General features: G+C 59.1%; 26 protein-coding genes. 21 read left to right on the plus strand and 5 right to left on the minus strand.

What is annotated here, in order from left to right; genetic code table 11:
- Positions 1 to 53 precede the first annotated feature (53 nt).
- The 3 genes from ACOI8A_RS10330 to ACOI8A_RS10340 all read left to right on the plus strand — a co-directional run bounded on the left by ACOI8A_RS10330 (position 54) and on the right by ACOI8A_RS10340 (position 2,393).
- Complete coding sequence (locus ACOI8A_RS10330) at positions 54 to 1,427, plus strand: transporter substrate-binding domain-containing protein (protein WP_420647783.1); 1,374 nt, start codon at positions 54 to 56, stop codon at positions 1,425 to 1,427.
- Positions 1,428 to 1,545: 118 nt separating this feature from the next.
- The gene (locus tag ACOI8A_RS10335; RefSeq protein WP_420647784.1) at positions 1,546 to 1,953 is read left to right on the plus strand and encodes a response regulator; all 408 of its coding nucleotides are present in this window, start codon (positions 1,546 to 1,548) and stop codon (positions 1,951 to 1,953) included.
- Positions 1,954 to 2,111: 158 nt separating this feature from the next.
- Positions 2,112 to 2,393 carry a DUF3509 domain-containing protein gene (locus tag ACOI8A_RS10340; protein ID WP_420647785.1) on the plus strand — a complete coding sequence of 94 codons (282 nt, stop codon included), beginning with the start codon at positions 2,112 to 2,114 and terminating at the stop codon, positions 2,391 to 2,393.
- Between the two features lie 174 nt (positions 2,394 to 2,567).
- On the opposite strand, the gene ACOI8A_RS10345 is transcribed toward ACOI8A_RS10340, so the two are convergent.
- Together ACOI8A_RS10345 and ACOI8A_RS10350 are read right to left on the minus strand one after the other, a co-directional pair.
- The gene (locus ACOI8A_RS10345; protein WP_420647786.1) at positions 2,568 to 3,527 is read right to left on the minus strand and encodes a TIGR02285 family protein; all 960 of its coding nucleotides are present in this window, start codon (positions 3,525 to 3,527) and stop codon (positions 2,568 to 2,570) included.
- Complete coding sequence (locus ACOI8A_RS10350; RefSeq protein ID WP_420647787.1) at positions 3,475 to 4,674, minus strand: CaiB/BaiF CoA transferase family protein; 1,200 nt, start codon at positions 4,672 to 4,674, stop codon at positions 3,475 to 3,477. The genes ACOI8A_RS10345 and ACOI8A_RS10350 overlap by 53 nt, the downstream gene beginning before the upstream one ends.
- A 146-nt stretch (positions 4,675 to 4,820) precedes the next feature.
- On the opposite strand from ACOI8A_RS10350, the gene ACOI8A_RS10355 reads away from it, so the two are divergent.
- The 3 genes from ACOI8A_RS10355 to ACOI8A_RS10365 all read left to right on the plus strand — a co-directional run bounded on the left by ACOI8A_RS10355 (position 4,821) and on the right by ACOI8A_RS10365 (position 8,410).
- A complete protein-coding gene (locus ACOI8A_RS10355; protein ID WP_420647788.1) occupies positions 4,821 to 5,360 on the plus strand; it encodes a YaeQ family protein in 540 nt (179 codons plus the stop codon).
- A 54-nt stretch (positions 5,361 to 5,414) separates the two neighbouring features.
- The gene (gene recJ, locus ACOI8A_RS10360; protein WP_420647789.1) at positions 5,415 to 7,124 is read left to right on the plus strand and encodes a single-stranded-DNA-specific exonuclease RecJ; all 1,710 of its coding nucleotides are present in this window, start codon (positions 5,415 to 5,417) and stop codon (positions 7,122 to 7,124) included.
- Between the two features lie 179 nt (positions 7,125 to 7,303).
- On the plus strand, positions 7,304 to 8,410 hold the full coding sequence (locus ACOI8A_RS10365; protein WP_420647790.1) for an NADH:flavin oxidoreductase/NADH oxidase: 1,107 nt from the start codon (positions 7,304 to 7,306) through the stop codon (positions 8,408 to 8,410).
- 56 nt (positions 8,411 to 8,466) lie between these two features.
- On the opposite strand, the gene ACOI8A_RS10370 is transcribed toward ACOI8A_RS10365, so the two are convergent.
- The gene (locus ACOI8A_RS10370) at positions 8,467 to 10,095 is read right to left on the minus strand and encodes a glucan biosynthesis protein D (RefSeq protein WP_420647791.1); all 1,629 of its coding nucleotides are present in this window, start codon (positions 10,093 to 10,095) and stop codon (positions 8,467 to 8,469) included.
- Positions 10,096 to 10,498: 403 nt separating this feature from the next.
- Here ACOI8A_RS10370 and ACOI8A_RS10375 point away from each other — a divergent pair, with 403 nt between their 5' ends.
- The 15 genes from ACOI8A_RS10375 (at position 10,499) to ACOI8A_RS10445 (ending at position 23,589) form a co-directional block, all read left to right on the plus strand.
- Positions 10,499 to 10,681 carry a hypothetical protein gene (locus tag ACOI8A_RS10375; RefSeq protein WP_420647792.1) on the plus strand — a complete coding sequence of 61 codons (183 nt, stop codon included), beginning with the start codon at positions 10,499 to 10,501 and terminating at the stop codon, positions 10,679 to 10,681.
- Positions 10,682 to 11,008: 327 nt separating this feature from the next.
- Positions 11,009 to 12,004: an ATP-grasp domain-containing protein gene (locus tag ACOI8A_RS10380; RefSeq protein WP_420647793.1), complete on the plus strand. Its 996-nt coding sequence runs from the start codon at positions 11,009 to 11,011 to the stop codon at positions 12,002 to 12,004.
- A gap of 85 nt (positions 12,005 to 12,089) precedes the next feature.
- Positions 12,090 to 13,223, plus strand: a complete 1,134-nt coding sequence (locus ACOI8A_RS10385; protein ID WP_420647794.1) for a trypsin-like peptidase domain-containing protein — start codon at positions 12,090 to 12,092, stop codon at positions 13,221 to 13,223.
- Positions 13,224 to 13,293: 70 nt separating this feature from the next.
- Complete coding sequence (locus tag ACOI8A_RS10390; RefSeq protein ID WP_420647795.1) at positions 13,294 to 14,421, plus strand: phosphoribosyltransferase domain-containing protein; 1,128 nt, start codon at positions 13,294 to 13,296, stop codon at positions 14,419 to 14,421.
- Positions 14,411 to 15,169 carry a trehalose phosphatase gene (locus ACOI8A_RS10395; protein ID WP_420647796.1) on the plus strand — a complete coding sequence of 253 codons (759 nt, stop codon included), beginning with the start codon at positions 14,411 to 14,413 and terminating at the stop codon, positions 15,167 to 15,169. Before ACOI8A_RS10390 ends, ACOI8A_RS10395 begins: the two co-directional genes overlap by 11 nt.
- Positions 15,162 to 16,256 (plus strand): cysteine protease StiP family protein, encoded by a 1,095-nt coding sequence (locus ACOI8A_RS10400; RefSeq protein WP_420647797.1) that lies wholly within the window; start codon positions 15,162 to 15,164, stop codon positions 16,254 to 16,256. The genes ACOI8A_RS10395 and ACOI8A_RS10400 overlap by 8 nt, the downstream gene beginning before the upstream one ends.
- A complete protein-coding gene (locus tag ACOI8A_RS10405) occupies positions 16,256 to 17,206 on the plus strand; it encodes an HpcH/HpaI aldolase/citrate lyase family protein (RefSeq protein WP_420647798.1) in 951 nt (316 codons plus the stop codon). The genes ACOI8A_RS10400 and ACOI8A_RS10405 overlap by 1 nt, the downstream gene beginning before the upstream one ends.
- Positions 17,203 to 17,916: an HAD family hydrolase gene (locus tag ACOI8A_RS10410; protein ID WP_420647799.1), complete on the plus strand. Its 714-nt coding sequence runs from the start codon at positions 17,203 to 17,205 to the stop codon at positions 17,914 to 17,916. The genes ACOI8A_RS10405 and ACOI8A_RS10410 overlap by 4 nt, the downstream gene beginning before the upstream one ends.
- Before the next feature lie 2 nt (positions 17,917 to 17,918).
- The gene (locus tag ACOI8A_RS10415) at positions 17,919 to 18,503 is read left to right on the plus strand and encodes a TerD family protein (protein WP_420647800.1); all 585 of its coding nucleotides are present in this window, start codon (positions 17,919 to 17,921) and stop codon (positions 18,501 to 18,503) included.
- Positions 18,503 to 19,681: a TerD family protein gene (locus tag ACOI8A_RS10420; protein WP_420647801.1), complete on the plus strand. Its 1,179-nt coding sequence runs from the start codon at positions 18,503 to 18,505 to the stop codon at positions 19,679 to 19,681. The genes ACOI8A_RS10415 and ACOI8A_RS10420 overlap by 1 nt, the downstream gene beginning before the upstream one ends.
- Before the next feature lie 47 nt (positions 19,682 to 19,728).
- Entirely contained in the window at positions 19,729 to 20,178 is a 450-nt protein-coding gene (locus ACOI8A_RS10425; protein ID WP_420647802.1) for a tellurite resistance TerB family protein, read from the plus strand.
- Positions 20,179 to 20,223: 45 nt separating this feature from the next.
- Positions 20,224 to 21,222: a TerC/Alx family metal homeostasis membrane protein gene (locus tag ACOI8A_RS10430; RefSeq protein WP_420647815.1), complete on the plus strand. Its 999-nt coding sequence runs from the start codon at positions 20,224 to 20,226 to the stop codon at positions 21,220 to 21,222.
- A 31-nt stretch (positions 21,223 to 21,253) separates the two neighbouring features.
- Positions 21,254 to 21,829, plus strand: a complete 576-nt coding sequence (locus tag ACOI8A_RS10435; protein ID WP_420647803.1) for a TerD family protein — start codon at positions 21,254 to 21,256, stop codon at positions 21,827 to 21,829.
- 76 nt (positions 21,830 to 21,905) lie between these two features.
- Entirely contained in the window at positions 21,906 to 22,484 is a 579-nt protein-coding gene (locus tag ACOI8A_RS10440; protein WP_420647804.1) for a TerD family protein, read from the plus strand.
- A 178-nt stretch (positions 22,485 to 22,662) separates the two neighbouring features.
- A complete protein-coding gene (locus ACOI8A_RS10445; protein ID WP_420647805.1) occupies positions 22,663 to 23,589 on the plus strand; it encodes a hypothetical protein in 927 nt (308 codons plus the stop codon).
- 73 nt (positions 23,590 to 23,662) lie between these two features.
- Here ACOI8A_RS10445 and ACOI8A_RS10450 read toward each other — a convergent pair whose 3' ends face one another.
- Positions 23,663 to 24,916 carry a TerD family protein gene (locus ACOI8A_RS10450; protein WP_420647806.1) on the minus strand — a complete coding sequence of 418 codons (1,254 nt, stop codon included), beginning with the start codon at positions 24,914 to 24,916 and terminating at the stop codon, positions 23,663 to 23,665.
- A 69-nt stretch (positions 24,917 to 24,985) separates the two neighbouring features.
- Positions 24,986 to 26,224, minus strand: coding sequence for a VWA domain-containing protein (locus ACOI8A_RS10455; protein WP_420647807.1), 1,239 nt, complete (start codon positions 26,222 to 26,224; stop codon positions 24,986 to 24,988).
- Positions 26,225 to 26,472 lie beyond the last annotated feature (248 nt).

Consider the following 26,472-nt stretch of genomic DNA (forward strand, 5'->3'; position numbering starts at 1 on the left):
GCTCGCGTTTTCGCCCACGAAGGACGGGTGAGTCGATCACGAAGGAAGTGGCAATGCGGTTTTATTCAGGATTGAAGCCAGCGCTGGTCTGGTTGTTTTTGTTGGGCCTGTGGGCATGTATGCAAGGCGCGCAGGCAGCGCAATTGTCGATGCGTGCCGATGATGTGGAGCTGAATATCCAGCCCATTGAACTGGATGCTCAGGAGCGTCAGTGGATTCGCGACAATCCCCGCGTGACGGTGGCCTCGCTGCAATATCCGCTGTATCTGTTTCAGGATGAACGCGGTCAGTGGAGTGGTTTGAACGATGATCTGCTCAAGCGCATCAGCGCCATGACCGGGCTGCAGTTTGTGCATCAAGAGTCGTTTTCCACCCATCACATGCTCGAACAGTTGCAAAGCGGCCAGGCTGACATCAGCACCACGCTGGCGGTGAACGATGAGCGCAAGGCGTTTCTGGATTTCAGCCATGCGTTCGGCGGCGCGGGCTGGGTGTTTGTCTGGCGAGCGGGCGAGCCGGCGGTGCACTCGCTGGCAGAGCTGGCCAAGCGTGTGCTGGTGTTGCCGGCCAGGCACGCGCTCGAGCCTTTCATCCGTCGCGACTACCCGTCGATTCAGATTCTCTTGGTCAAGACGCATGCCGAAGCCAGGGCGCTGGTCGAGAGCGGTGATGCTTACGCCACCATCGAAAACGAGATCGGGGCGCAGCTGTTTCCTTCTGGCCTGCTCAAGGTCGGTGGTCTGGTGGAGGGCAAGTGGGAGGCCGACCATCTCTCGGTGCGCAAGGGCATGCCCGAGCTGTTGAGCATTCTCAACAAAGCGCTGGGGGCTTTTTCTGCGGCCGAACTGCGCGCCATTCGCCTGAAATGGCTGGACGGTGTTTCACCGGTGCCGAGCCCTTCGATCTGGGAGCGGGTAATCAAATTGGGATGCTGGGCGATGGGCGTGCTTGGGGTATTCGGGCTGCTGTCTCTGCTGTGGAACCGTCGCCTGGCAGCTGAGATAAAGCACCGCCGCGAGGCGGAAAAGGGCCTGGGCGATCAGTTGGCTTTCCAGAGCGCACTGATCGACGCGATGCCCGATCCGGTGTTTGTGCGTGATTTGCAAGGCCGATTGGTCATGTGCAATCGCAGCTATGAAGAGGCGCTCTCGGTTCGCCTGGAACAAGTGCAGGGACGAATGCTGTTTGAGATCGATGCAATGCCCAAAGCCACAGCCTTGATGTTGCATGATGAATTCATGGCGCAGCTGCACACGCGCAAAACCCGTTTCAGTCAGCGTCAGTTGCTGTTCAAGAGCGGCCCGCGGCACATCTACCAGTGGACGGTGCCGTTTTACAGCGCTGATGGAAAATTGCGCGGTTTACTTGGCGGCTGGACAGACATCAGCCAGCGCCGCGCCGATAGCGGGTGCAAATGTCCGCATTGAAGATAGGAAAAGTCCTATAAGGCGCGGCTACTTTTCTGATGGGAGGCTGAAGACGACTGCCCTAGAGTGATTGGCAAGTGCGCAGAGATTGCGCAATTGTCGTTCCAGGGGCCGTCCAATGCGTTCGCTCAAAATCCTGATTCTTGAACCCAACCCGTTTCAGTTGATGGCGTTGCATCAGATGCTCAATGCCATCGGTATCTACAACGTACTGACCGCGCCGTCGCTGACCTCGGCCAAACGCGCGCTGGCACGTCGCGGAACCGTCGATATCGCGATCTGCAATCCACAGATCAAGGGTGGTGACGGATTGGCCCTGATCCAGCACCTGAGCGCGCAACACCAGGCGTTGGCGTTGATTCTGTTGGGTCCGGTGGCCCCGAGCCTGATCGCGGATCTGGAGCTGTTCGTGCGCGAGCACCGAATCAGCCTTCTCGGGCGCCTGCACACTCCGGTCTCCGCGGTGTTGATGAGAGATCTGCTGGACGACTACCTGGCGTCCACCCGAGATCCGCTCGAAGTCTGAGAGCATTGGTTATTTCTCTGTCATGTTCACCATGCATGCTCTGACAGACCGGTGACTCTTCACGCAGAGGCAGGCAGAACTTTCTTCTCCGGCCGGTGGTCATTTACTGTGGACACGCCCATGGCACTGTGTTTTCGGACTATTGAGTGGAGATCGAGATGGAAAGTATCAATCTATTGCTCGGTGAGGCTCTGAGCCCGTATCAGGTGACGTTGACCCCGCGCGGTCTGCAAGGCGAATGCCTGGTGACCCTGAAGAACGGGAGCGGCGCCATCGTGGTGGAACGCGAATTCAACCAGGCGCAGTTGAGCGACAAACGCCAGTTGACCGATGTGGTCGACGGACTGCACCGCGACGTGCTGATCGCCGAAGGACGGCTGGAGCCCTGTGTGATCGCGGCGTTGCGTAATGCGGCCGCGGACAAGCGTCCGGTGCTCTGAAACCGATTTGTTTTTTGTGGGAACCTTCCTGCACCAAGGTCAGTCAGAATTCGTAACAGCAGGATCAAGCATTGTGCTCCGGTGCTTGTCGCTTGCTGTTACGGGTCTTTGATATAGGCCACGTTTAACCCCGAGTCGTCTCCCCACTTCTCGGGGTTTCTTTTTGCCCGGATTTCACTGTTCGGCTTGTTGCTGGAAGAAAATCCGCGCCTGCTCCAGATAATCCGCGCGCATCTTGGGGTCGAGCCAGTCGGCGTAAAGCTGATTCAGATGTTCATGGGGCAGGGTGCGCAGCAGTTGATTGATCTCATTGATCGCCTGCCGGCCCTGGGCAGTGTCGGAACAACCGACATGTCCCGACTGATATTTGGCCGTGCCGCGAATCGGAAAGAATTCCAGCTCGTTTTCGGCGATTTCTGCCTGATGCGCCTGATAGCGGATTTCCGACCAGTACCCCAGAACCATTTGCAAGCGGCCGAGGCGTTGCATGGACAGCAAGTTGCTCAGCGCATCATTGCCGTAATGCCTGGTCAGCGCATCAGCCGGTGCCTGGCGTAGCAAATTGTCGATGACCTCTCCGTAACTGCGCTCGGCGACCACTCCGATTTTTTTCTCGCCATCAGCTAGATATGCCGCGAGATTCACTTCTCCATCAACCAGAAAAGGACTGAGCACAGCGCTGTCCTTCTTGCGAATCACCACGCCATTGGTGACGGCGCGAAACGCCGGAATCGAGAAGGCAATCCATTGTGCGCGTTCTTGGCTGTACATCAGCGACGGGTCGCAAGTGAAAGAGGCTTCGTGGAGCATTTGCAGACCGCGGGCGCGATTGACCCGCATCAGGCTGTGTTCGTACTGCGGCATGCCGGCAATCAGCATCGGCATCAATTGATCGATTACGCCCTGACCTTTTTTCGGGCCTTCGAAAATCGTCAATGGCGGCAGGTCGCGCAACAACCAGATCAAGGTCGGTTTCGCCTGCGCCCAACTCGGTAGCGTCAACAGGAAAAGCAGGCCGAACAAGCGCCACGTCCACCAGTGGTGAGCGCGGTTGTTGGCCGATGGCTGCGGGGAGGTCAGCTTAAATGGCTCCGTCTTGGCGCAATTTGGCGATCTGCTGTTCGTCGTAGCCAAGATCGTGAAGTACCTGCGCGTTGTGCTCACCCAATTGCGGTCCGACCCATTCGGAGGTGCCGGGTGTATCAGAGAGTTTCGGCACGATTCCCGGCATCTTGAAGGGTTTGCCGTCCGGCAGCTTGGCCTGTAAAAACATTTCCCGGGCCAGATACTGCGGATCGTTGAACATGTCCTCGGCGCTGAAGATCCGGCTGGCCGGCACCTCGGCTTGATTCAGCAGGTCCAGCACGTTTTGCAGCGGCAGTGAATTGACCCAGCGATCGATCACCCCGTACAACTCGTCGCGGCGCAGATCACGTCCATCGTTGCTGGCCAGCGTCGGATCATTGGCCAGATCTTCGCGGCCGATGATCAGCATGAAGCGTTTGAATATCGCATCACCGTTGGCGCCGATCTGCACATGCTTGCCGTCGGCACTGGTGTGAATCGACGACGGCGTAATGCCCGGCATGATATTGCCCGTACGCTCGCGGATAAAACCGAACACATCGAACTCCGGAACCATGCTTTCCATCATTGCGAAGATCGCTTCGTACAATGCCACGTCAACCACCTGGCCAAGGCCACCGTTGACCTCGCGATGACGCAGCGCCATCAACGCACCAATCACGCCCCACAACGCCGCAATCGAATCGCCGATGGAAATCCCGGTGCGCACCGGCGGGCGATCTTCGAAGCCCGTGATGTAGCGCAGGCCGCCCATGGATTCGCCGACCGCGCCGAACCCCGGTTGATCCTTCATCGGCCCGGTCTGGCCGAAGCCGGACAGGCGCACCATGACCAGTTTCGGATTCAGCGCGTGCAGGGTTTCCCAACTCAGGCCGAGTTTTTCCAGGACGCCGGGGCGAAAGTTCTCGATCAGGATGTCGGCATCGGCGAGCAGTTGTTTGAGGATCGCCAGCCCGTCCGGGTGCTTGAGGTTGAGGGTCAGCGACTTCTTGTTGCGCGCCTGAACAAACCACCACAACGAGGTGCCTTCATACAACTTGCGCCATTTGCGCAGCGGGTCGCCGCCGTCCGGCGATTCGATCTTGATCACTTCGGCGCCGAATTCGCCGCAGATGCGCGAGGCAAACGGGCCGGCAATCAAGGTGCCCAATTCAATGACTTTCAGACCGCTGAGCGGTTTGTTGGCGAACGGCATGCGAAATCCTGTAGGACAAGGCTGAGCGGATACAGGGTTTTAACATAGCCGGCTGTCAGGCGTGCAAGGTTGATCGCCATCAATTCGTGGATTGCCTACGGCATCGGTTAGACTTGCCGACTTTCCCCGTATCAAGAAGCCCGTTCATGGCCCAGCCGTCCACCACCTACAAATTCGAATTGAACCTCACCGACCTCGACCGTAGCGTCTACGAGAGCGTCAAACAGACCATCGCCCGTCACCCTTCGGAGACCGAAGAACGCATGACTGTGCGCCTGTTGGCCTACGCGCTCTGGTACAACGAGCAACTGTCGTTCGGTCGCGGTCTGTCGGACGTGGATGAACCTGCGCTGTGGGAAAAGAGCCTGGACGACCGCGTTCTGCACTGGATCGAAGTCGGCCAGCCTGATTCTGATCGTCTAACCTGGTGCTCGCGTCGCACCGAACGCACGAGCCTGCTGGCTTACGGCAGCCTGCGCGTGTGGGAAACCAAGGTGATTCCGGCGATCAAGAATCTGAAGAACGTCAACATTGCATCCGTGCCGCAGGAAGTGCTGGAAACCCTGGCCAAGGACATGCCCCGCGTTATCAAGTGGGACGTGATGATCAGCGAAGGAACGATTTTCGTCACCGACGACCGTGGTCAGCACGAAGTCCAGCTCAACTGGCTGCAAGGCGAGCGCTGAGTCCGCAGCACCGCCGATTTATCCCACGTATTCAAGAGAAGCCTCTGTCACCCCATGCGTATTGATCCTCGTCCGTTACCCGCCACATTGCCGTTTCTTGGCGACCTGCCGCCACTGCTGACCCGCCTGTACGCGGCGCGCGGCGTGCAGTCCGAAGCGGAACTGGACAAGAGCCTCAAGCAGTTGATCCCGTTCACCCAGCTCAAGGGCATCGATGCGGCGGTGGATCTGCTGGTGACCGCGCTGGAGCAGCGCCAACGCATTCTGATTGTCGGCGACTTCGACGCTGACGGTGCGACTGCCAGTACCGTTGGCGTACTCGGCCTGCGCTTGCTGGGCGCGGCGCATGTCGATTATCTGGTGCCTAATCGCTTTGAGTTTGGTTATGGCCTGACCCCGGAAATCGTCGAAGTTGCGCTGACTCGCGAGCCGCAATTGCTGATCACCGTCGACAACGGCATCTCCAGCGTCGAAGGTGTGGCAGCGGCGAAACGTCATGGCCTGAAGGTATTGATCACCGACCACCATTTGCCCGGCGACGAACTGCCGCTGGCCGATGCACTGGTCAACCCGAACCAGCCTGGCTGCGAATTTCCGAGCAAGTCGCTGGCCGGGGTCGGGGTGATTTTCTATGTGTTGATGGCGTTGCGCGCCCGCCTGCGCAGCCTTGGCTGGTATGAGAGCCAGCCGCAGCCGAACATCGGCGAGCTGTTGGATCTGGTCGCACTGGGCAGTGTTGCCGACGTAGTACCGCTGGACGCCAATAACCGGATTCTGGTGCATCAAGGTCTGGAGCGGATTCGCGCCGGGCGGGCACGGCCGGGGATCAAGGCCATTCTCGAAGTGGCCAAGCGCGAAGCTTCGCGCATCACTTCTACCGATCTGGGCTTCATTGTCGGCCCGCGCCTCAACGCGGCAGGGCGGCTGGACGACATGAGTCTGGGCATCGAATGTCTGCTGACTTCCGATGCCGCGCTGGCGCGGGAAATGGCCGCGCAACTGGACGGCATGAATCAGGATCGCAAATCCATCGAGCAGGGCATGCAGCGTGAAGCGCTGGCCCAGCTCAAGGACTTGCCGGTCGAGTCGATGCCGTTCGGGCTGTGCCTGTTCGATCCGGAGTGGCACCAAGGTGTGATCGGTATCCTCGCGTCACGCATGAAGGAGCGCTATTTCCGTCCGACCATCGCCTTTGCCGATGCCGGCGACGGCTTGCTCAAAGGCTCGGGACGTTCGGTGCAGGGCTTTCATATTCGCGATGCGCTGAGCGTGGTCGCCGCGCAGCATCCGGACCTGATCGCCAAGTACGGTGGTCACGCGATGGCGGCCGGTCTGACCTTGCCGCAGGAGAATTTTCCGCTGTTTGCGCAGGCCTTCGACGCCGAAGTGCGTAGGCAGCTTCGCGAAGAAGATCTGACCGGGCGCCTGCTGTCGGACGGCACCCTGGCGGTCGAAGAATTTCACCTTGAACTGGCGCGTGCGCTGCGCAATGCCGGGCCTTGGGGTCAGCACTTCCCGGAGCCGCTGTTCCACGGCGTATTCCAGTTGGTCGAGCAACGGGTGGTCGGCGAGCGGCATCTGAAAGTGGTGCTGAAAACCGAATGTGGCTCGGTGAAGCTGGATGGGATCGCGTTTGGTATCGACCGTGAAATCTGGCCGAATCCAACGATCAAATGGGTTGAATTGGCTTACAAGCTCGATCTGAACGAGTTTCGCGGCAATGAAACCGTGCAATTGATGATTGCTCACATCGAACCGCGCTGAAACACTCTGAACCCTCCCGCATCCCCGGTTGTCGACTAGGCTCTAAGCACTGCTTGATTGGCCTTGTGACGTCTTGTCGAATTTTTTGCCCGCGGGGGCGGGTGCTGCACCTCTTTCCTGTCACTCGTCGACTTTTCAAACAGAACCTGGAGCCTGCCCACTGATTCGAGAGGTGCCCCATGAGTCTGCTGCTTGAACCCTATACCCTGCGCCAACTGACCTTACCCAACCGCATCGCCGTGTCGCCGATGTGCCAATACTCCAGCGTCGATGGCCTGGCCAATGATTGGCATCTGGTGCACCTCGGTAGCCGTGCGATTGGCGGCGCCGGACTGGTCTTTACCGAGGCAACGGCGATCACCGCCGATGGACGGATTACCGCCGAAGACCTTGGCCTGTGGAACGACGAACAGATCGCACCACTGCAACGCATTACGCGTTTCATCACCGCCCAAGGCGCCGTCGCCGGTATTCAACTGGCGCATGCCGGGCGCAAGGCCAGCACCCATCGGCCATGGCTCGGCAAGCATGGCAGCGTCAAACCGGATGATGGCGGCTGGACCCCGGTCGGGCCTTCGCCGATTGCTTTTGATCCGCAACACACACAACCGAAAGCGCTGGATGAAGGGCAAATCGCCGAGGTGATTCAGGCTTTTGTCGACGCCGCAAAACGTTCTTTGACTGCCGGTTTCTCCGTGGTCGAAGTGCACGCTGCGCATGGTTATCTGCTGCATCAGTTCCTTTCCCCATTGAGCAATCAACGCCGTGATCAATACGGTGGTTCGTTTGAAAACCGCATTCGTCTGGTGCTGCAAGTCACCGAAGCAGTGCGGGCAGTGTGGCCGGAAGAATTGCCGGTATTCGTCCGCGTGTCGGCCACCGACTGGGTCGAGGACGGATGGAATCCGGACGAAACCGTTGAGCTGGCGCGACGCTTGAAAGCGCTGGGCGTGGATCTGATCGACGTGTCGTCGGGCGGGACGGCGGCGAATGCCGAGATTCCGGTCGGCCCGGGCTATCAAACGCGTTTCGCCGAACGTGTGCGCAAGGAGTCAGGCATTGCCACCGGCACTGTGGGCATGATTACCGAACCGGCGCAGGCCGAGCACATTCTGCGCACTTGTCAGGCGGACATCATCTTCCTCGCCCGTGAGCTACTGCGCGATCCCTACTGGCCGCTGCATGCCGATGATGATCTGGGTGGACGCAAAGCAATCTGGCCGGCGCAATACCAGCGTGCGACGCATCGGGATCAGCCGATCCATGAGTCTGATCTGCGTGACTGATTGAAGCGCTGAAAAGCAAAAGCCCCGACCAGTGATGGTCGGGGCTTTCGTTTGTGTTACGGGTATTTGCGCTTGTCCGGCGCTGGCGGGAAGTACTGATACAGCCAGGTCTCGCTCAACGTGCGGTCATTGGTGCGGATGAACAACCGCAGCTCTACCGGCTCGACGCTGTCGCTGGTCGGGTACCAGTCGAACAGAATCCGGTAACCCTTGATGTCATCCAGTACCAGCACGCTGAAGTCCTGCACCTTGCCGTTCGAGCAGGTGACTACCGGCTCAATCCCGGTGCCCTGTGGCAGACGCTCCAGACCGCCGCCAGTGAAGTCCACGGCAAAACGGCGAGCCCAGACTTTCGGGTAATGCTCCCCGGGTGCCCAGCCTTCAGTGAAGCCGCCCATGCCGGAGCGAGTAGCCTGCACCCGAGCCAGTGGTGTACTGACCGGCGGCAGGGCGCTCCAGTAGAGCTTGTAGCCGTAATTCAGCGAATCGCCGGCCGCCACCGGTTTCTTCGGTGTCCAGAACGCGACGATGTTGTCGAGGGTTTCGCCGGTGGTAGGAATTTCCAGCAGATCGATCGAGCCTTCGCCCCACTCGGTGGTCGGTTCTACCCACAGGCTCGGGCGCTTGCTGTACCAGTCGACCGTGTCCTGATAGTTGGCGAACTCGTGATCGTTTTGTACCAGACCGAAACCCTTCGGGTTGGTGTCGGCGAAGGCGTTGAACTGCAGGGTCGCCGGGTTGTTCAGCGGGCGGCAGATCCATTCGCCGTTGCCGCGCCACATGGCCAGACGATCCGAGTCGTGGATCTGCGGGTGAATGGTGTCGCACATGCGCCGTTCGTGGTTGCCACAGCTGAACATGCTGGTCATCGGCGCGATGCCCAGTTGTTCAATGGCAGTACGCGCGTTGATGTGCGCGTCGATGTCCATCACCACGCGCTCGGCCTGGCAATCGATGTCGAAACGATAGGCACCGGTGGCGCTCGGCGAGTCGAGCAGGGCGTAGACCACGAAGCGTGTGGCGTTCTGATCCGGTGTCTCGAACCAGAACTTGGTGAAGTCAGGGAATTCTTCGCGCTTCTTGGCGTAGGTGTCGACTGCCAGACCGCGTGCCGACAGGCCATATTGGCCAGAGGCATCGACGGCGCGGAAGTAGCTGGCGCCGAGGAACGAGACTACGTCGTGGCGATCCAGCTCCGGCGCCTTGAACAACTTGAACCCGGCAAAACCCAAGTCACCCTTGAGCTGCTGGGTATCGACCGAGGTGTTCTCATAGTTGAACAACTGAGGGCGGAAATGCACTTCGCGCGCCATCCGCGTTTTCGGATCGACGCTGTACATGCGCACCGGCTGGCGGAACCCCATGCCGACGTGGAAGAACTGCACATCCAGCTGACCCTTGTTTTCCTTCCACAACGAATGTTCACCGTCGTAGCGGATCGCGTTGAAGTTCTGCGGGGTCATGGTCGCCAGCGTCGGCGGCAGGACTTGCTTGGTGTCCTGATAGGCGCTGCCCGCAAGCTGCTTCGCCTGACGCTTGAGTGCGTCGAAATCGAACGCCTGTGCTTCGCCGTCGGCGGCGCCACCATTGGCGGCCCAGGCGCGGGCGGCGAGCAGTCCGGACGCGGACAGACCGGTGTAAGCCGCAATGGCCATGGATGCTTTGAGCAAATTCCTGCGATGCATAAGTACAACCTGTCGTGAGCAATCCCGCGCCGTTCCTGGCACGTGCTGGATCAGAATTTACGGTTCGGACATGCCTTCGGCCAAACGCAACGGACTATTAACAGATGCCCGATAGCTTAAACCGTTCGCGCCGATTGCAAAATTCGTTGATTGCAGGTGCCAGCGTCTCAATGAAACAAGACATTACGGTTAATTTATCCGACAGGCTTTTCTGATTTATAGGGCATTTCTGCTTTTTTCGACTAATTACTCTAAAAACTGCTTTTCAGCGCCGATTAACTTTCTATTCTATAGGCATCGCCGGTCACAACCCTTTCAACCGGCAGGGCTCAAATCGCTGCTTAAAGGAGCAGGGCGATGCGGTTTTCGAAAAATTCTGAAGTATTTGAAAAGGACATCGTCCATGGCAAAAGTGCAATGCATCACCGAAATGTTGGGAATTTTTCCGTGCCTGGGTGGCCGGCGCAGGAAGCGACTGAATTCTGAAGAGCGGAAACTGGTTGAACGCTATCGCGAGTTGTCGGAGAGCGACCGGATCGCGATGAGGTATCTGGTGGATGCGATGCGGAGTGTTTCGCGGTTCTGATGGTGTGACGCAAAAAGGGGGGCAGACATTGAGTCAGCCCCCCTTTTTTTGTTTGCGTGTCCGGGCGGACGAGCGTTGCCTCGGCGGGGAGTGGCGGCGAATTTTCACATGCAGAAATGTATTGCTGGTGGACGCTCCGTTTGGCTCGCCACCAGAATATCAAGAGATAGCAGCCCACTTGATGCGAAGCCCTGTGCAGAAACTCCACAACCGAACCGTTTCACAAAGCCTTCGTGCACTGATCTTGCGGCCCGATGACGCGAATCTGGCGTCAGTTGATATTCATCCAGTTACTATTGCGCGGGCGCATCAATCAGCGAGTATCAAATGATCTGGTTTCTAGAAGGGCAATCGAGTCAGCGTGACGTCATTATCGGCGCGCGCGAGGCACTCCCGGCAGATGTAAAAATCTTTGCCTCTCATCGTCAGGATCGCACTGAAATCACGTCGCTTGCCGACGTCAGTTTCATGGAGCCGACCGATAACGCAGAGCGTATCGACTGGGTTATCGCCACCGCAGTAGAGCACAACATCAAAGTGATTCTGGCCGGCCGCGTCGGCCATGTCTTCGAGATCGAACGGGCGCGCTTCGAGCGGGCGGGTCTTGAACTGGTGACGGGCGGCACGTCCATGGCGACCTTCGACATGGTCGACGACAAGAGCCGATTCACCGCTGAAGCAGAACGTGTCGGCCTGGCTTGTGTGCCGGCAATCACTGCGGTGAACGCCGAAGAAATGTTCGCCGCTTATAAAACCCTCTCCGCCAGCGGTGAGGTCTGTGTCAAACCTGCGGTCGGTATATATGGTCAGGGTTTCTGGCGATTCAAGGCAGATACCGATCCGTTCCGTTGTTTTGCCAATCCGGATGCCCGTGAAGCCAATTTTGAAACGTACATGCGTGCTTACTGCGAAGCCGAAGCTCCGGCACCGATGCTGATGATGCCTTATATGGCAGGCAGCGAGTGTTCGGTGGACATGGTCTGCGAAGGCGGCCGCCCGGTAGCGTTCGTCAGCCGTCGAAAGGCGGGTGTGCATCAGACCTTCGAGCGCGAGGGCGCCGCTGTCGAGCTGGCGCTCAAGGCTGCCGAGCATTTCGGTTGTGACGGAATCGTCAATGTGCAGACTCGTGATGACGCCGATGGCCAACCGCATCTGCTGGAAATCAACCCGCGCGCCTCGGGTGGCATAGGTTACACGCGGGCGACCGGGACCAACCTGCCGGGCATTTTCGCGGCTCGCCGCCTCGGCTTGCCGGAGCCTGCGACCGTCTGGCGACCGAATGTCCGGGTAAAAGGCGTGACTGTGGCGGCTGTGGCATCCTGATATTAAAGCGATATTGATTTTTGATACAATTTGCCGCGCTGCACATGAGGCAGCAAGTCGTTAGCAGTCAAGGAGAGATCAGGGAATGATGGTGCTGGCGCCTGGCGCAAATGCCGCAATATCGAGCGCACGGAGTCAATGGACTCTGGAGTGCGGCAAGTCCTCGGCCTTCGGGGATTATGCAGCAGTCGCTATATTGCCGGTGGACGAGAAACGCCGCCCGACAGGTGATCCCGCCCTGTTCCAGACCTCCCATGGCTGGATGGAATGGAAAGGCGATCAGGAAAACGTCGGTTGTGCGTTGAATCTCGCTGAATTGCCGGCGGGTAGCGATCGCGTGCTGATCATCGTCTACACCTTCTCGGCGGCAGGCCCGGTCAGCGACCTCAAAACCCTGCGTTTTCAGGTTGATGGCCAGCTCGACTACAGCCTCGATCTGCGCGACAACGGCGAATCGGCAATCATCATCGGCGAGTTCTACACGCGCAATCAGCAATGGAAATTCCGCGCTCTGGCTGAAGGTTCTGCCTATGGTCTGGCGGCTTTCGGCCGGCGAATCGGCCTCGAAATCAACGATGCTCATCCGAAGGGACGCTCGAGTCCCTCCGAGTCCGGCCGCAGCAGTGCTACCGGCACCGGATTTGCCGTCTCGAACAATCACGTTCTGACTTGTGCCCACGTCATCGAAGACATGCAGGAAATTCACATTTCCTCCTTCGAGGGGCGTTACCGTGTCGAACCCGTGGTGGTCGATCGGCGCAACGACATCGCTTTGCTCCGAGTGCTGGACTGCCCGCCGCTGAAGCCGGTGGCGTTCAAGGAAGGCTTCGGCTGCGATCTCGGCGATAATGTCGTGGCGTTGGGCTTTCCCCTCGCCGGTTTTGCCGGGGGCGGCGTGCAAGTGACGCAAGGCGGGGTGTCAGGTCTGTTTGGGCTGCACAACGATTCGAGCCTGCTGCAGTTCACTGCCCCGATTCAACCCGGCTCCAGTGGCAGCCCACTGTTTGACTCTTCAGGAGCGGTGGTCGGTCTGGTGACCTCGAGCCTGCCGGATGCGCAAAACATGAATTTTGCGGTCAAGGCGCCACTGCTCCTCTCATTCCTTGGCGCTTGCCGCGTCGAGGCCAGCAAGACATCTGTCGGCAAGACTTTCACAACAGCGGAACTGGCGCGTGAAGCCCAGGCTTCAATGTGGCGTGTCGAAGCGCGGAATTTCTGACTTCTCTTGATTTGAAACATTTGGTACCGGCGTGCGGTTGAACATCCGGCGCTGATTTAGGAATTTGCTCATGGAAAGTAACGCAGTTACACAAACGCTCAGCGCGCAACTGATGCGCGGGCGACTCGATGTCAAAGTAGATGATTCGCTCATCGCTCCGAACGCCTTGTTCGGCTTTGCCGAGCGCCGTAATCCCAAGCGTGCGTTCCTGTTCGTGTCCAAAGTGTTGGGCCGCCATATTCCGGTGCGCCCCTCTGCAATGAATACAAGTTTCGCAAACCTCGCGGCGCAGATTCCAGCGGATCTGCCCGGCCCGGTGTTGGTGATCGGCATGGCCGAGACCGCAGTCGGCCTCGGTGCAGGCGTGCATCGCGCGTTCAGTGCGACCCGCCCCGATACGGTGTACATGGTCAGCACGCGGCACCCCACTGGCACTGAACTGTTCACTCGTTTCGAAGAAGAGCACAGCCACGCCAGCGCCCATTTGATCCATTTGCCGGTCGATCCCGACGTGCGCGAAATGATGCTGAATGCCCGCTCACTGGTGCTGGTCGATGACGAAGCCTCCACCGGCAAGACCTTCATCAATCTGCACCGCGCCTTGGTTGACTCGGGTCTGACCCAGGTCGAGCGTGTCGTGACCTGCGTGCTGACCGACTGGTCGCGCAACGCGGTGTGCGACACGATTGGCGAATCTGCGCATCAAGTGTCGTTGCTGCAAGGCTCGTACGACTTCCATGAAGACCTCGAAGCGCCGTTGCCGGAGATGCCGGCCGTCGGCACCGTCGCCGCCGGTGAGTGGCCGTTGTCGGCACGCAACGATTGGGGCCGTCTCGGTGTGCGCAAGGTGGAAGACACCTTGGCCCCCGATCTGCAAGTCAAGGCTGGCGAGCGGGTTCTGGTGGTCGGCACCAGCGAATTCGTCTGGCGCCCATTCCTGCTCGCCGAGCGCCTGGAACGTGCCGGCGCCGACGTGCACTTCAGCTCGACCAGCCGTTCGCCGATCGCGCTGGGTCATGCCATCGGTCACGCATTGTCGTTCTCGGACAACTACGGACTGGGCATTCCCAACTTTCTCTACAACGTGCGCCCGGGCGAGTTTGATCGCGTGCTGATCTGCTCGGAAACTCCGGCGCAGGCAGTCCCTGCCGAACTGGTTGCCGCCCTGAACGCCGAGGTGATTGTCGATGCTCAGTAATCGCCCACTGGCCTTGGTCGACCTCGACGACACGCTGTTTCAGACCGCGCGCAAAATGCCCGAGGGCACGCCACGCCATCCAGCGACCTTCGACATCGAAGGCCAACCGAATGGCTACATGACCCCGGTGCAGAAAACCCTGGTGGAATGGCTGCTGTCCTCGACTGACGTGGTGCCCGTGACTGCGCGCAGCGTCGAAGCTTTCAGTCGGGTCAAACTGCCTTTCGACAAGGGCGCTGTCTGCTCCCACGGCGGAGTGATTCTCGGCGCCGACGGCAAGATCGATGAGCAATGGCAGGCGCACATGACTGTCATTCTGGCCGACTTCCAGAGCCGTCTGCCGGATCTGAGCGCCGCGACCCTGGCCATTGGTAAAGAGCTGGGCATTTCGCTGCGCGGATGGGTGGTTGAAGAAGAAAACCTGCGCCACTACGTGGTGACCAAGCACAACGAATCCAACGACGAAGTCCTGCAAACCGTGCTGGCTGAAGTCCAGGCGCGCGGCTTGCTGGAGGGGATGCACATCCACGGCAACAGCAACAATCTGGCCTTCCTGCCTGCCGGTCTGTCGAAGCGCGTGGCCGTTGAAGAACTGTTGCGCCGTGACCGTGAAATCAACGGTGAACGACCGGTGCTGGGTTTTGGCGACAGTATTACCGACCTCGGCTTCATGGATGCCTGCCATATGTGGGCAACTCCATCGCGTAGCCAACTGGCGCAGTTTGTGGGGCATGCGCTCAATGACTGAGTCTATCGCTGAGCTCAAGACTGTCGGTAGCGGCAGCTATTTGCAGGACGACGTGCACTTTCTGCTCCAGCCGGTGCAGATGGAAGTCACCGACGTCGCAGAGAAAGAGCGGCTGATTCAGACGAAGCAGAAGCACTATTCGGAGATGATCAGCTTCGAGAGCGCGCCGACGGATGTGCACAAGGCGCTGTACCAGCGCGCGCTCGCGCAAAACGGCGTGCGCATGGCCAGCGACGTTCAGGCGCTGGCGCTGGCGTTGAATGAGGCTTGCACAGGGCCCTCGATTGTTCTGGTGTCCTTCGTTCGCGCCGGCCTGCCGCTGGGCGTGCTGCTGCGCCGGGCGCTGATCGACATGGGCCGCGAGGCTCATCATTACGGGATCAGCATTGTGCGTGATCGCGGCATCGACATCGTAGCGCTGGAAGCAATCATTCAGGCCTACGGCGCAGGCAACATCGTGTTCGTTGACGGCTGGACCGGCAAAGGCGCGATCTCCGGTGAAATCCAGCACAGCCTCAAGGGTGACGCGCGATTCCCTGAAGAACCGCGGCTGGTGGTGCTGGCCGACCCGTGCGGGCGAGCCTGGCTGTCCGCCTCGGCAGAAGACTGGGTGATCCCGTCGGGCATCTTGGGCGCCACCGTCTCGGGACTGGTTTCCCGCTCGATCTGGCCAGCCAATGGCGGACTGCATGGCTGCGTGGTCTATGACCACCTGACCGAGCACGATGTGACGCGTGACTTCATCGAGCACATCGACCAGCAGCGCGAAGCGCTTGGCCCGGTGCCTCCGGCCAAGCCGTGGACGGCCACCGAGCGCAGCGAATTGCAAGCCGCAGCCACGCAAGTCGTGGAGTCGCTGGCCGCACGTTTCGATATCAGCAATCTGAACCGGGTCAAACCGGGCATCGCCGAGGCGACTCGCGCGGTGCTGCGCCGGGTGCCGGATCATGTGCTGGTGCGGGATCGCAATGACAGCGACGTGCAATTGCTTTTGCACCTCACCGAAGGCGCTGGAGTCTGCGTTGAAGAAGTCGGCGCCGCACTCGGCCCGTACCGAGCCGTGACCATCATCCGGAGCGTGCGCTGATGAAGAAGCTTTCTCCGTATGCCCTGGGCGCCACGTTGTACATGCCGGCCACGCGCGCTGATCTGCTGGACGTGGTGTTCGCCACCAAACTGCCGGAACTGCGTTCGCTGGTGGTATGCCTCGAAGACGCAGTTGCCGACATCGATGTCAGCACCGCACTGAGCAACTTGCATCGCCTGTTGTCGACCATTGATGAGCGCGGCGGGCGGCCTGCCGAGGGGCCGGTGCTGTTCGTGCGTCCGCGCGATTCGGCGATGGCGGCGGTACTCAATGACTGGCCGTTGATGAAGCACGTCGACGGCTTTGTGGTGCCAAAACTGACGCTGCGCAACCTCGATGCCTGGGAGCAGGCGGTGACCAGTCCCGAGCTGTTTCTGATGCCGACTCTGGAAACCGTCGACGTGTTCAATCCGGTGGCGATGGTCGAACTGGGCCAGGCGCTCAAGGCCAATCTCAATCACCGGATCATTGCTCTGCGTATCGGCGGCAACGATCTGATGGGCAGCCTCGGTCTGCGGCGCAATCCGGCCACCACGCTGTACAGCACGCCGATGGGCTACGTGATTCCGATGCTGGCCGGGGTCATGGGCTCGCAAGGTTTTGCGCTGACCGCGCCGGTGTTCGAACAACTCGCCACGCCGAATTTGCTGGGTGAAGAGCTCGAACTGGACATCGCCCACGGTCTGGTGGGCAAGACCGCGATTCACCCGAGTCAGATCAGCATCATTCAGGATGCGCTGCGCGTCAGCCTCGAAGACCTCAACAGTGCAAAGTTGATCGTCAGCGACGTGGCCCCGGCCGTGTTCAAGCACAACGATGTGATGTGCGAGCCGGCGACCCATTACCAGTGGGCGATGAAAATCCTCGAACGCGCCGAGTGGCATGGCGTGCGCCAACCCGATGCTGCCCACGGTGAAACACCCATCCGACTAGCCGAGGCCATTCGATGACCCAGCCAAATACCGGGCCTGACCGGCCGGGGAAAAAAGTGCTCTGCGTCTTTGACTTCGACGGCACCCTGACCCGCCATGACAGCTTCGTACCGTTCCTGAAGTTTGCATTCGGCAAACGCGAGTTCGCCCGACGGGTGCTGACGCTTGCGCTGCCGAGCATTCGATTCCTCGCGCGACGCATGAGCCGTGACGAGCTCAAGGCGCAGTTGATCAGCCGTTTTCTCAGCGGCGTTGACCCGGAGTGGGTGAGCCAGCGAGCGGCGAAGTACTGCGAGGCATTCTGGACCAAGCTGATGCGCCCGACAGGCTTGATGGCGATTGCCAGCGAGATCGCCGCCGGTTCGCAAGTCACCTTGTGCTCGGCCTCGCCGGCACTGGTGCTGCAACCCTTCGCCGATCGCCTGGGTATCAAGCTGATCGGTACCGAACTCGAAGTGATCGACGGCAAGTTGACCGGACGTATCTCCGGCAACAACTGCCGTTGCGAGAACAAGGTTCTGCGGTTGGAGGAGGTCTACGGGCCGCTGACCGAATACCGGCTCAAAGCCTGGGGCGACACCCGTGGCGATCACGAATTGCTTGCTGCGGCGCAAGACGCGCACTGGCGACACTTTCATCCAGCATGGCGTCGTGGACGTCTGCGGACAGCAAAAAGCGCGGTCAAACCTGATCGCGACGTGAACACTGACGATCAACAAGGAGCGTAACGATGGCACTTACCCTGAGCAAACAGCAAAGTATTTCTCTGGAAAAAACGGCCGGCAGCGCGTTGACCCGCATCAGCCTTGGCCTCGGTTGGGACCCGGTGAAAGCAGGCTTTCTCGGCAAATTGATGGGCGGCGGCGGGGAAGTCGACCTCGACGCTTCGTGCATCCTGCTCGATAGCAGCCTGCAAGTAATCGACCTGGTCTGGTTCCGTCAGTTGAAGTCGCAGGACGGCTCGATCCAGCACTCCGGCGACAACCGTACCGGTGAAGGCGATGGCGATGACGAAACCATCCACGTTGATCTGTCGCGTCTGCCAGCCAGCGTCGAGCATCTGATTTTCACCGTGAACAGCTTCACCGGGCAGACCTTCGAAAAAGTCGAAAAAGCCTACTGCCGCGTCGTCAACGCCGACAAAAAATCGGAATTGGCCCGTTTCAACCTGTCCGAGAAGGGCGGTCACACCGGCATCGTGATGGCGAGCCTGTCGCGCAAAGGTTCCGATTGGGACTTCAAGGCCATCGGCGAAACCACTCGCGGGCGCACCGCTGACGACCTGGTCAATCTGGCCGTACAGGCGCTGCGCTGATGGCCACTCTCGTGCCTGGTGGTAATGCGCCGGTTGCCAGCGGCCAGCTTCGCGTTGATATCAACTACACGCCGATTCCGGGCGTCGACATTGATGTGTCAGCGTTCGTTCTGAACGCTTCGGGCAAAGTCCGTGGCGATGGCGACATGTGCTTCTACGGCCAGACCAGCGTGCTCGGTGGCGTGTTGCAGATGACCGAGGCGGCAGCCGGGCGCGCGGTGTTCACCGTCGATCTGAGTCGTCTTGAAGCAGCGGTCGAGAAAGTCGCGCTGTCGGCGACCATCCACGAGAACAAGGCCAGTTTCGAGCGTGTCTCGCAATTGTCCGTGGCGGTCTCGGGCGGCATCGAAGCTCAGTTGCCGACTGCCGGCATGAAGGAAACTGCGTTGATCCTTGGCGAGTTTTATCGTCGTCAGGGCGAGTGGAAATTCCGCTGCGTTGCGCAAGGTTTCAACGGCGGTCTGGAACCCTTGGCCAAGCATTTCGGTGTTGAAGTAGCGGCTCCGGCCGCTGCGCCGACGCCTGCGCCAGTTCAGTCAGCGCCAACACCTGCACCTGCACCTCCGGCAGCGAAATCGACGATCAGTCTGAGCAAGATCACGCTCGACAAGACTCGCTCGTCGATCAGCCTGGAGAAAACCGCCGGTGGTTTCGGCGAGATCAAGGTCAACCTGAACTGGAACAAGGGCAGTGGCGGCGGCTTCTTCAGCCGCAACAAATCCGTCGACCTGGACGTTGGCTGCCTGTTCGAACTGCAGGACGGCGACAAAGGCGTGGTGCAAGCCTTGGGCAACTGCTTCGGCAGCCTCAGTGGCCGGCCTTACATCCAGCTCAAGGGCGATGACCGCACCGGCTCGGTGGCCGGCGGGGAATGGATGCACATCAACGGCGCGAAGTGGGGCGAGGTCAAACGCATTCTGATTTTCGCCTTCATCTATGAAGGCGCGCCGAACTGGAAAGAGACTGACGGCATTGTGACCATCTACATTCCCGGCCAGCCGGACATCGAGGTACGCCTCAATGAAGAAGGTGGCCGCGAAGGCATGTGTGCGATTGCCATGCTCGAGAACGTTGACGGTGCGGTGAAGGTTTCACGCCGCGTCGACTTCCATCGTGGGCATGCGGCAGTCGACAAGGCTTACGGCTGGGGCATGAACTGGCGCGCCGGTTCGAAATAATACGGATGGCGGGGCTTTTCGGCCCCGCCCCTTGAGGAGATTTGCAAATGCTTGCATGGCTTAAAGAAAACGCGGCAGCGGCTCGCGACAAACTGACAACTGAAGTCGGTAAATTCAAGAACCAGAAGTTCATGGAAGCGATGACGGCCAGTTGCGCCATCGTCGCTGCGGCGGACGGCGATATTTCTTCGGCTGAAAAGCAGAAGATGATCGGCTTCATCAACATCTCGCCTGAATTGAAAGTGTTCAATACGGCTGATGTGATCAAGTCCTTCTCGACGCATTGCGAGAAGTTCGAGTTCGACTTCCAGATCGGTCAGGCCGAAGCACTGAAAGTCATCGGCAAGATCAAGAACGACCCGGGTGCTGCGCGCCTGCTGGTTCGCGTTGCCTGCTCCATTGGCGCATCGGACGGCTCATTCGATGACAAAGAAAAAGCGGCGTGCCGTTTGATCTGCGCCGAGCTGGGTCTGAACCCGGCTGACTTCGATCTTTAAGGAGCGGTACCTGTGGAAACGCAAATCGGATTTCCCCCGCTGACCATGGCGGTGTTTGTAGGGCTGGCGGTTGGCGCCCTGCTGCTGGACATGGTCACGCACCGTGGAGACAAGCCCATTTCGCTGATGAAGGCCTCGATCTGGTCGATCTTCTGGATCGCGATTTCGCTGGCGTTCGCAGGTTTCCTGTACGTGCAGCACGGCGCTGAAGTGGCCAGCCTGTTCGTCACCGGTTATGCGCTGGAAAAAGTCCTGAGTGTCGACAACCTGTTTGTCTTCATGGCGATCTTTGCCTGGTTCAAAGTGCCGGATGGCCTGCGTCACCGCGTTCTGTACTGGGGCATCATCGGCGCCATCGTATTCCGTGGCGTGTTCGTGGCGATCGGCACCGGCCTGCTGGCTTTCGGTCCGTGGGTGGAAATTGTCTTCGCGGTGATCGTTGCCTGGACGGCCGTGATGATGTTGCGCGCCGGTGGGGACGATGACGAGGAAGAAGACTACTCCAAGCACATGGCGTATCGCTTCGCACAGAAGCTGTTCCCGGTGTGGCCAAAACTGTACGGCCATAACTTCTTCGTGACCCGCAAGGTGCTCGAAGGTGAGCTGCAGAAACCGGAAAACCAGGGCATGACCCTGGCGGCCAAAGGCACGTTGTTCGCCACGCCGCTGTTCCTGTGCCTGGTGGTCGCGGAAGTGTCGGATATCCTCTTCGCGTTCGACTCGGTGCCGGCAGTGATCGCGGTCAGCCGTGAACCGCTGATCGTTTACTCGGCCATGCTGTTCGCGATTCTTGGCCTGCGGACCATGTACTTCGTGCTCGAAGCGCTGAAACGCTACCTGGTGCATCTGGAAAAATCGGTCATTGCGCTGTTGTTCTTCATCGCAGTCAAACTTGGCCTGAACGCCACCGACCACATGTTCCACCACGGCTACACCATTGACGCCAACACCAGTCTGTTGATTGTTATGGTTGTCCTGGCAATCGGCGTAGTGGCGAGCCTGATCTTCCCGGGTCAGGAAGAAACCCAAACCGAAAACAATTGAGTAGCAGCATCAACCACAAGGAGATGTACCGATGGCTTTGACACTTCAAAAAGGTGGCAACCTGTCCCTGACCAAAACCGACCCTAGCCTGACCAAAATTCTGGTTGGCCTGGGCTGGGACCCGCGCGCTACCGACGGTGCCGAGTTTGACCTGGACGCCAGCGCGTTTCTGGTAAGCGCAAGCGGCAAGGTTCGCAGCGACGCAGACTTCATCTTCTACAACCAGTTGAAGAGCGCCGACGGTTCGGTTGAGCACACCGGTGACAACCGTACCGGCGCTGGCGACGGCGACGACGAAGTACTGAAGGTTGACCTGAGCCGTGTCCCGGCCGACGTCGAAAAAGTCGTGTTTGTCGTGACCATCCATGACGCCGAAGCCCGCAAGCAGAGCTTTGGCCAGGTCGGCGGATCGTTCATTCGTGTCGTGAACGAAGTATCTGGTGCTGAAGTCGTACGCTATGACCTGGCTGAAGACGCTTCCACCGAAACAGCTATGATGTTTGCCGAGCTGTATCGCAACAACGGCGAGTGGAAATTCCGCGCTGTGGGCCAGGGTTATGCTGGTGGCCTGAAGGCTGTCGCTAATTCTTTCGGTCTGAACTTCTAAGATCCGGCATTTTGCCAATTGATTTGCAAGGCCCTGAATTCAGGGCCTGACTCACACAACCAAGAGGAATCTGAACATGGCGGTATCACTGAGCAAGGGTGGCAATGTCAGCCTGTCCAAAGAAGCTCCAGGCCTGTCTGAAGTCATCGTTGGCCTGGGCTGGGACCCACGCGTCACCGACGGCACCGAATTCGACCTCGACGCTTCGATCTTCATCGTTGGCGAAGACGGCAAAGTGCTCGACGACAACAGCTTCATTTTCTACAACAACAAGAAGTCTGCTGATGGCTCGGTCGAGCACATGGGCGACAACAAGTCGGGCGCGGGCGAAGGCGATGACGAACAAGTCACTGTCAAACTGACCGGCCTGGCGCCTGCAGTGAAGAAACTGGTTTTCGCTGTGACCATCCACGATTCGGACGCGCGCAAGCAGAGCTTCGGTCAGGTGCAAAATGCCTACATCCGCGTCCTGAACAAGGCTGACGGCAAAGAGCTGGCACGCTTCGACCTGAGCGAAGACGCTTCGACCGAAACCGCAATGATCTTCGGCGAGCTGTACCGCAACGGCGAAGAGTTCAAGTTCAAGGCCATCGGCCAAGGCTTTGCCGGCGGCTTGGCGCCACTGGCTAAAGAACACGGCGTGAACATCGGCTAACCCGAAAGGGTTGCTAGAGCCCCCTGCGTTTGCCGGGGGCTTTTTCTTGCCTGCAGAATTTTCACGGGCCAGCAATTCGCTGGTCATTAAACTTATACACAAACATTTTCGCCAAGCGCGACTGCGTCGGATCACACGGGCAGTTCAGCAGGATGCGGCACGGATAAGGATTTTTTCAATGGGAACGCTTCGCGGGGTCATGACGGTTGGTGTGTTGGCAGTTTTGTCTGGCTGTGGCGCTTACGACGACTTCAAAGCCAATAACGCTGTTCAGGAATACCGGCAGAATTGCCTAGGCAACTACACCAACGAATGCGAAAGCAGATTGGTCGACACCAACATCGTCATGCTCGAACTGGCCCGCAGCAACCTTGCCCGCGAGAAGGACACGTTGATCAAAGCCGTGGGCGAGGATGGCTATGAACGCTTCGCCAAAGCGGCCAACGAAGTCATCGACGACCTGATAGATCGCCAGGAAAAGAAGCGTCCGGGGATTTTCGCGCGCTGGGTGCTGGGCGAGGCTCAGCCGTTCGGCGATACGCGAAACCAACTGTTTCTCGAATCAGACATGCTGGCACTCAGGGCTGCTGTACTGAAGAAGATCAGCGATTCCAATCCGGTTGCGCAACGCCCGGCAATCAGCGAACCATCAGCCGCTGCAGCTCCTGTAGAAACTCCGCCAGCAGCGCCTGCTGTTGCCGTTGTCACCGGGTTGCTTGAAGCGGCGATTGACCGTGAGATTGCCAGCGAAATCGCACAGGACGGCGGTGATGAGTACAAGGACGCCCGCCAAATCATTTTGACGGATCTGAACGGTGACGGGACCAACGACGCGGTGGTGCTTTACACCCTTGAGGGGCAGGGTGGTGGCAATGGCTACTTCCAGTCGCTGGCGACGTTTTACTCGACACCTCAGGGTTGGGTCCACCGCGCAAAACTGGTCGTGGGATCAGGCGTGCAAACCGTTGAAGTCATCGCGCCGCAAACCCTTGCAGTGAAAATGCTCAGCGTCGGCCCGGACGATGCCAACTGCTGCCCAAGTGTCGAAAGCACGCAAAAATTCACCTGGAACGGCACTACCTTCCTGCAATCGCCTGGCACCTGAGGCGAGCGCTTTCGCCGCCCCGACTCAGAGGTACAGTTCAAAGTCCTGGGTCGGGGCATTCGGAGTGGCTGGCTCAGACGTAGCGTTTCGAACCGCTGTTTTGCAGTGGCTCGCCTTTGAACACTTCCGGGCCGTCCATCGTCAGCTTGAGTTTGTCGCCATTGCGGGACAGCCATGGCGTGGCTTCGCTGCAAGATTCGGAGGTGGCGCCGGACGGGCTGAGTACGATGTGATCCTGGTCGATTTCGATCAGACCGATGACGTAGGTGTAGATCATGTCGCTGAAGTCATCATCGTCATCAGCATGATCCTGGGGAAACTCGAAAGCGCACTCGACGATCTGGTTGCCGTATTCCATGCGCATTTTCGGTTTCAGCGAGGCCACTGACACCGCACCGTTGTCGACCGCTGAGTACACGCTGCACACCAGCGCCACTTTGCCGCCCATCAGTTGCGAGATCGCCGGATTGATGTCGACGGTTTCCACCGCCGGTTCGTTGGCACTGGCGCTGACCACATCGCCGGTATGGAACACGTAAGGGTCGAGGTCAAACTCGCCGCGCTTGTCCGGTGCCTGGATGATCGACATCCGCCCGTCCGGGCGCAGGATGCCGATGCGCAAATCGAGGTCGTCGTTGTCGCAGTCGTCACCGTTATCCACCCAGGTGGCGCTGACACGGATGGCTTTCGGCGCAGACGGGCCTTTTTCCAGCGAGACCTTGTGGCTGCTGCCGACCTTGTCCAAGGTGATCAGCGACTTCTGCATGCTGACGGGTTTGGCTGGTGGCGGAGGTGGCGCTTCTTCTTCGACTTCAACTCCGTACAACCCACACAGACCAGCCAAGCCCGAAGCGAAACCTTGCCATACCGAGCGCGCCTTGAACTGGCCATTGCGCACGTACAGATCGAGCACGATGATCCCGGTCTCTTTGGAGAATGGCTCGGGTGCCAATTCCAGCACCTGAGCACCGGCAATCACTGTGGCTTGCAGCTCCTTGACCACCTCGAACCCGCCAGCACTGCCGTCCTGCGTCAGGGTGATGGCGACTTTGGTGATGTTGGCCGGCAGGCGCGCGAGATCGAAGCTGATGCTGTGACTGATCACGCTGCCCTGAACGACCGGCGCGGCGAAAGTCGCCGCGCCGGACGGATGTTCAGGAACGTTGAAGAACACCATGCCGCTGTCATCCAGCACCTTGCCGGTGTCGGTGAGCAGAAACGCGGTCAGGTTGACATCCAGATTGGCGCCTGCCGCGTGCGTGACCACGACACGCCCCTGCGCGCTGTTCAGATTGGTGTTTTCGCCGGGCTTGAGTGACTGATTCAATTGAGATCCCTATTCCATGGATAAAGTGCAGTACACCGCGTTCGCGATGTGCCCTGAGCGTTTCGCGGGTCAGCGAATGATGTTTTTCGACTTGGCTTCCTTGAGCCAAGACGGGAATTCAGCCATCAACTTGTCGTACAGCTGTTCCTCGCTGATGTCATGCAAGTCATCCAGCGCGAAGAAACCGCAGTTGTCGACTACGCGTCCGGACAGGGTGTCGAGCTTTTCCAGGACACCGTAATTGGAGCCGCCAATGCCGACGAACTGCCAGAAAATCCCCAGGTTGGCCGCGTCCACCATCAGCTTGGTGATCTCACGATTCTTCGAAACGCCGCCGTCGCTGATGAAGATCACAAACATGGGCGTCTGGTCATTGGACTGCTGGAACGACGCCAACACCTTTTCAATGACTCGCGGTTCATCGTTGAAGCGACCGCCGACATTCCACTTCTTCCAGCCCTGGCTGTCGGTGTCGATGAAACGCTCATAGTTGCGGAGTGTGACGGGGGAGAGTTGCAGTGGTTTCTCGGCAAATGCCCAGCATTCCAGTTCGCCGTCTTCATCGAACGAAACGGCGAGCGGGATCACCCGGTCGAGCACTTCCTGTACCCGGCCACGGGAATACTGGCCGTTCATGGAACCGGTTGCGTCGAGCACCAGCACCACGCGGGCCTTGGTTTCAGTGAGATTGGCTTTTTCGAGGCTGACTTGAGCTTTCTTCGCCAGGCTGACCAATTTCGGCGCGGCGTCGCCAACACGTTTCTCCAGAGAGACTTTCACCGGTATGGGTGACGCTTCCTCGGCAACTTCGCCACCGAAGTGCTTGACCAGCGCATCCAGTCCCTCGGCATAGCCCTGAAGGTTGGCCGCGAGGCGCCACTCACCGTCCTTGCGATACAGATCGGCGACCATGATCGCTTTTTCGCCGGTGAAATCGGCCCCCGAGAACGGGCAAGATACAAGCGTGTCGCCGGCCGGGCTGAGCACTTCGAAGCTGCTGGCGCGGATGTCCTTCATCGCTCCAGCGCCGTCGATCGAGGCGGTGAACACCAGGCGCTCGATCGATGCCGGAAGCGAATCGAGGTTGATGGCGAAGCGGCCGCCGTCGGTGATCTTGATGCTGGCGCAGGGCGTGCTCGGCTGATTGAAAAAGACCATGTAGCGGTCATCCGAAAGCTTGCCTTGCGCATCGACGCCGAAGCAGACGAAGTCGATCACTTGCGCGGCGTCGATCCTGATCGAGAGCGTCAGTGCGCGTCCCTGAAGGATCTTTGATAACGGCAACCGTTGCCCCTGGCTGATCTGCATGTGTGACTTCCTTGAAAGTTTGAATTCGGTGCCTTTCGACGCGACGGGTAATCTGGCCGAAAAGCACGTCGAAATCAAATTGACTACCCCCTCCCGCGAGCATCAGTGCTTGAGCATCAGATGCCGCCAGTGATCGATTTGCGGTTGTGCGAGTAAGTGCAGCTCTAGCAACATCTGGAAGCACACTCGCCCTGAGGTGTGCGGCACTTTCGAACTAGTCTGACGGCCTTATTGATCCGGATTATCCC

This window comes from Pseudomonas sp. P4795 (genome assembly GCF_048822895.1).
Classification (GTDB): domain Bacteria; phylum Pseudomonadota; class Gammaproteobacteria; order Pseudomonadales; family Pseudomonadaceae; genus Aquipseudomonas.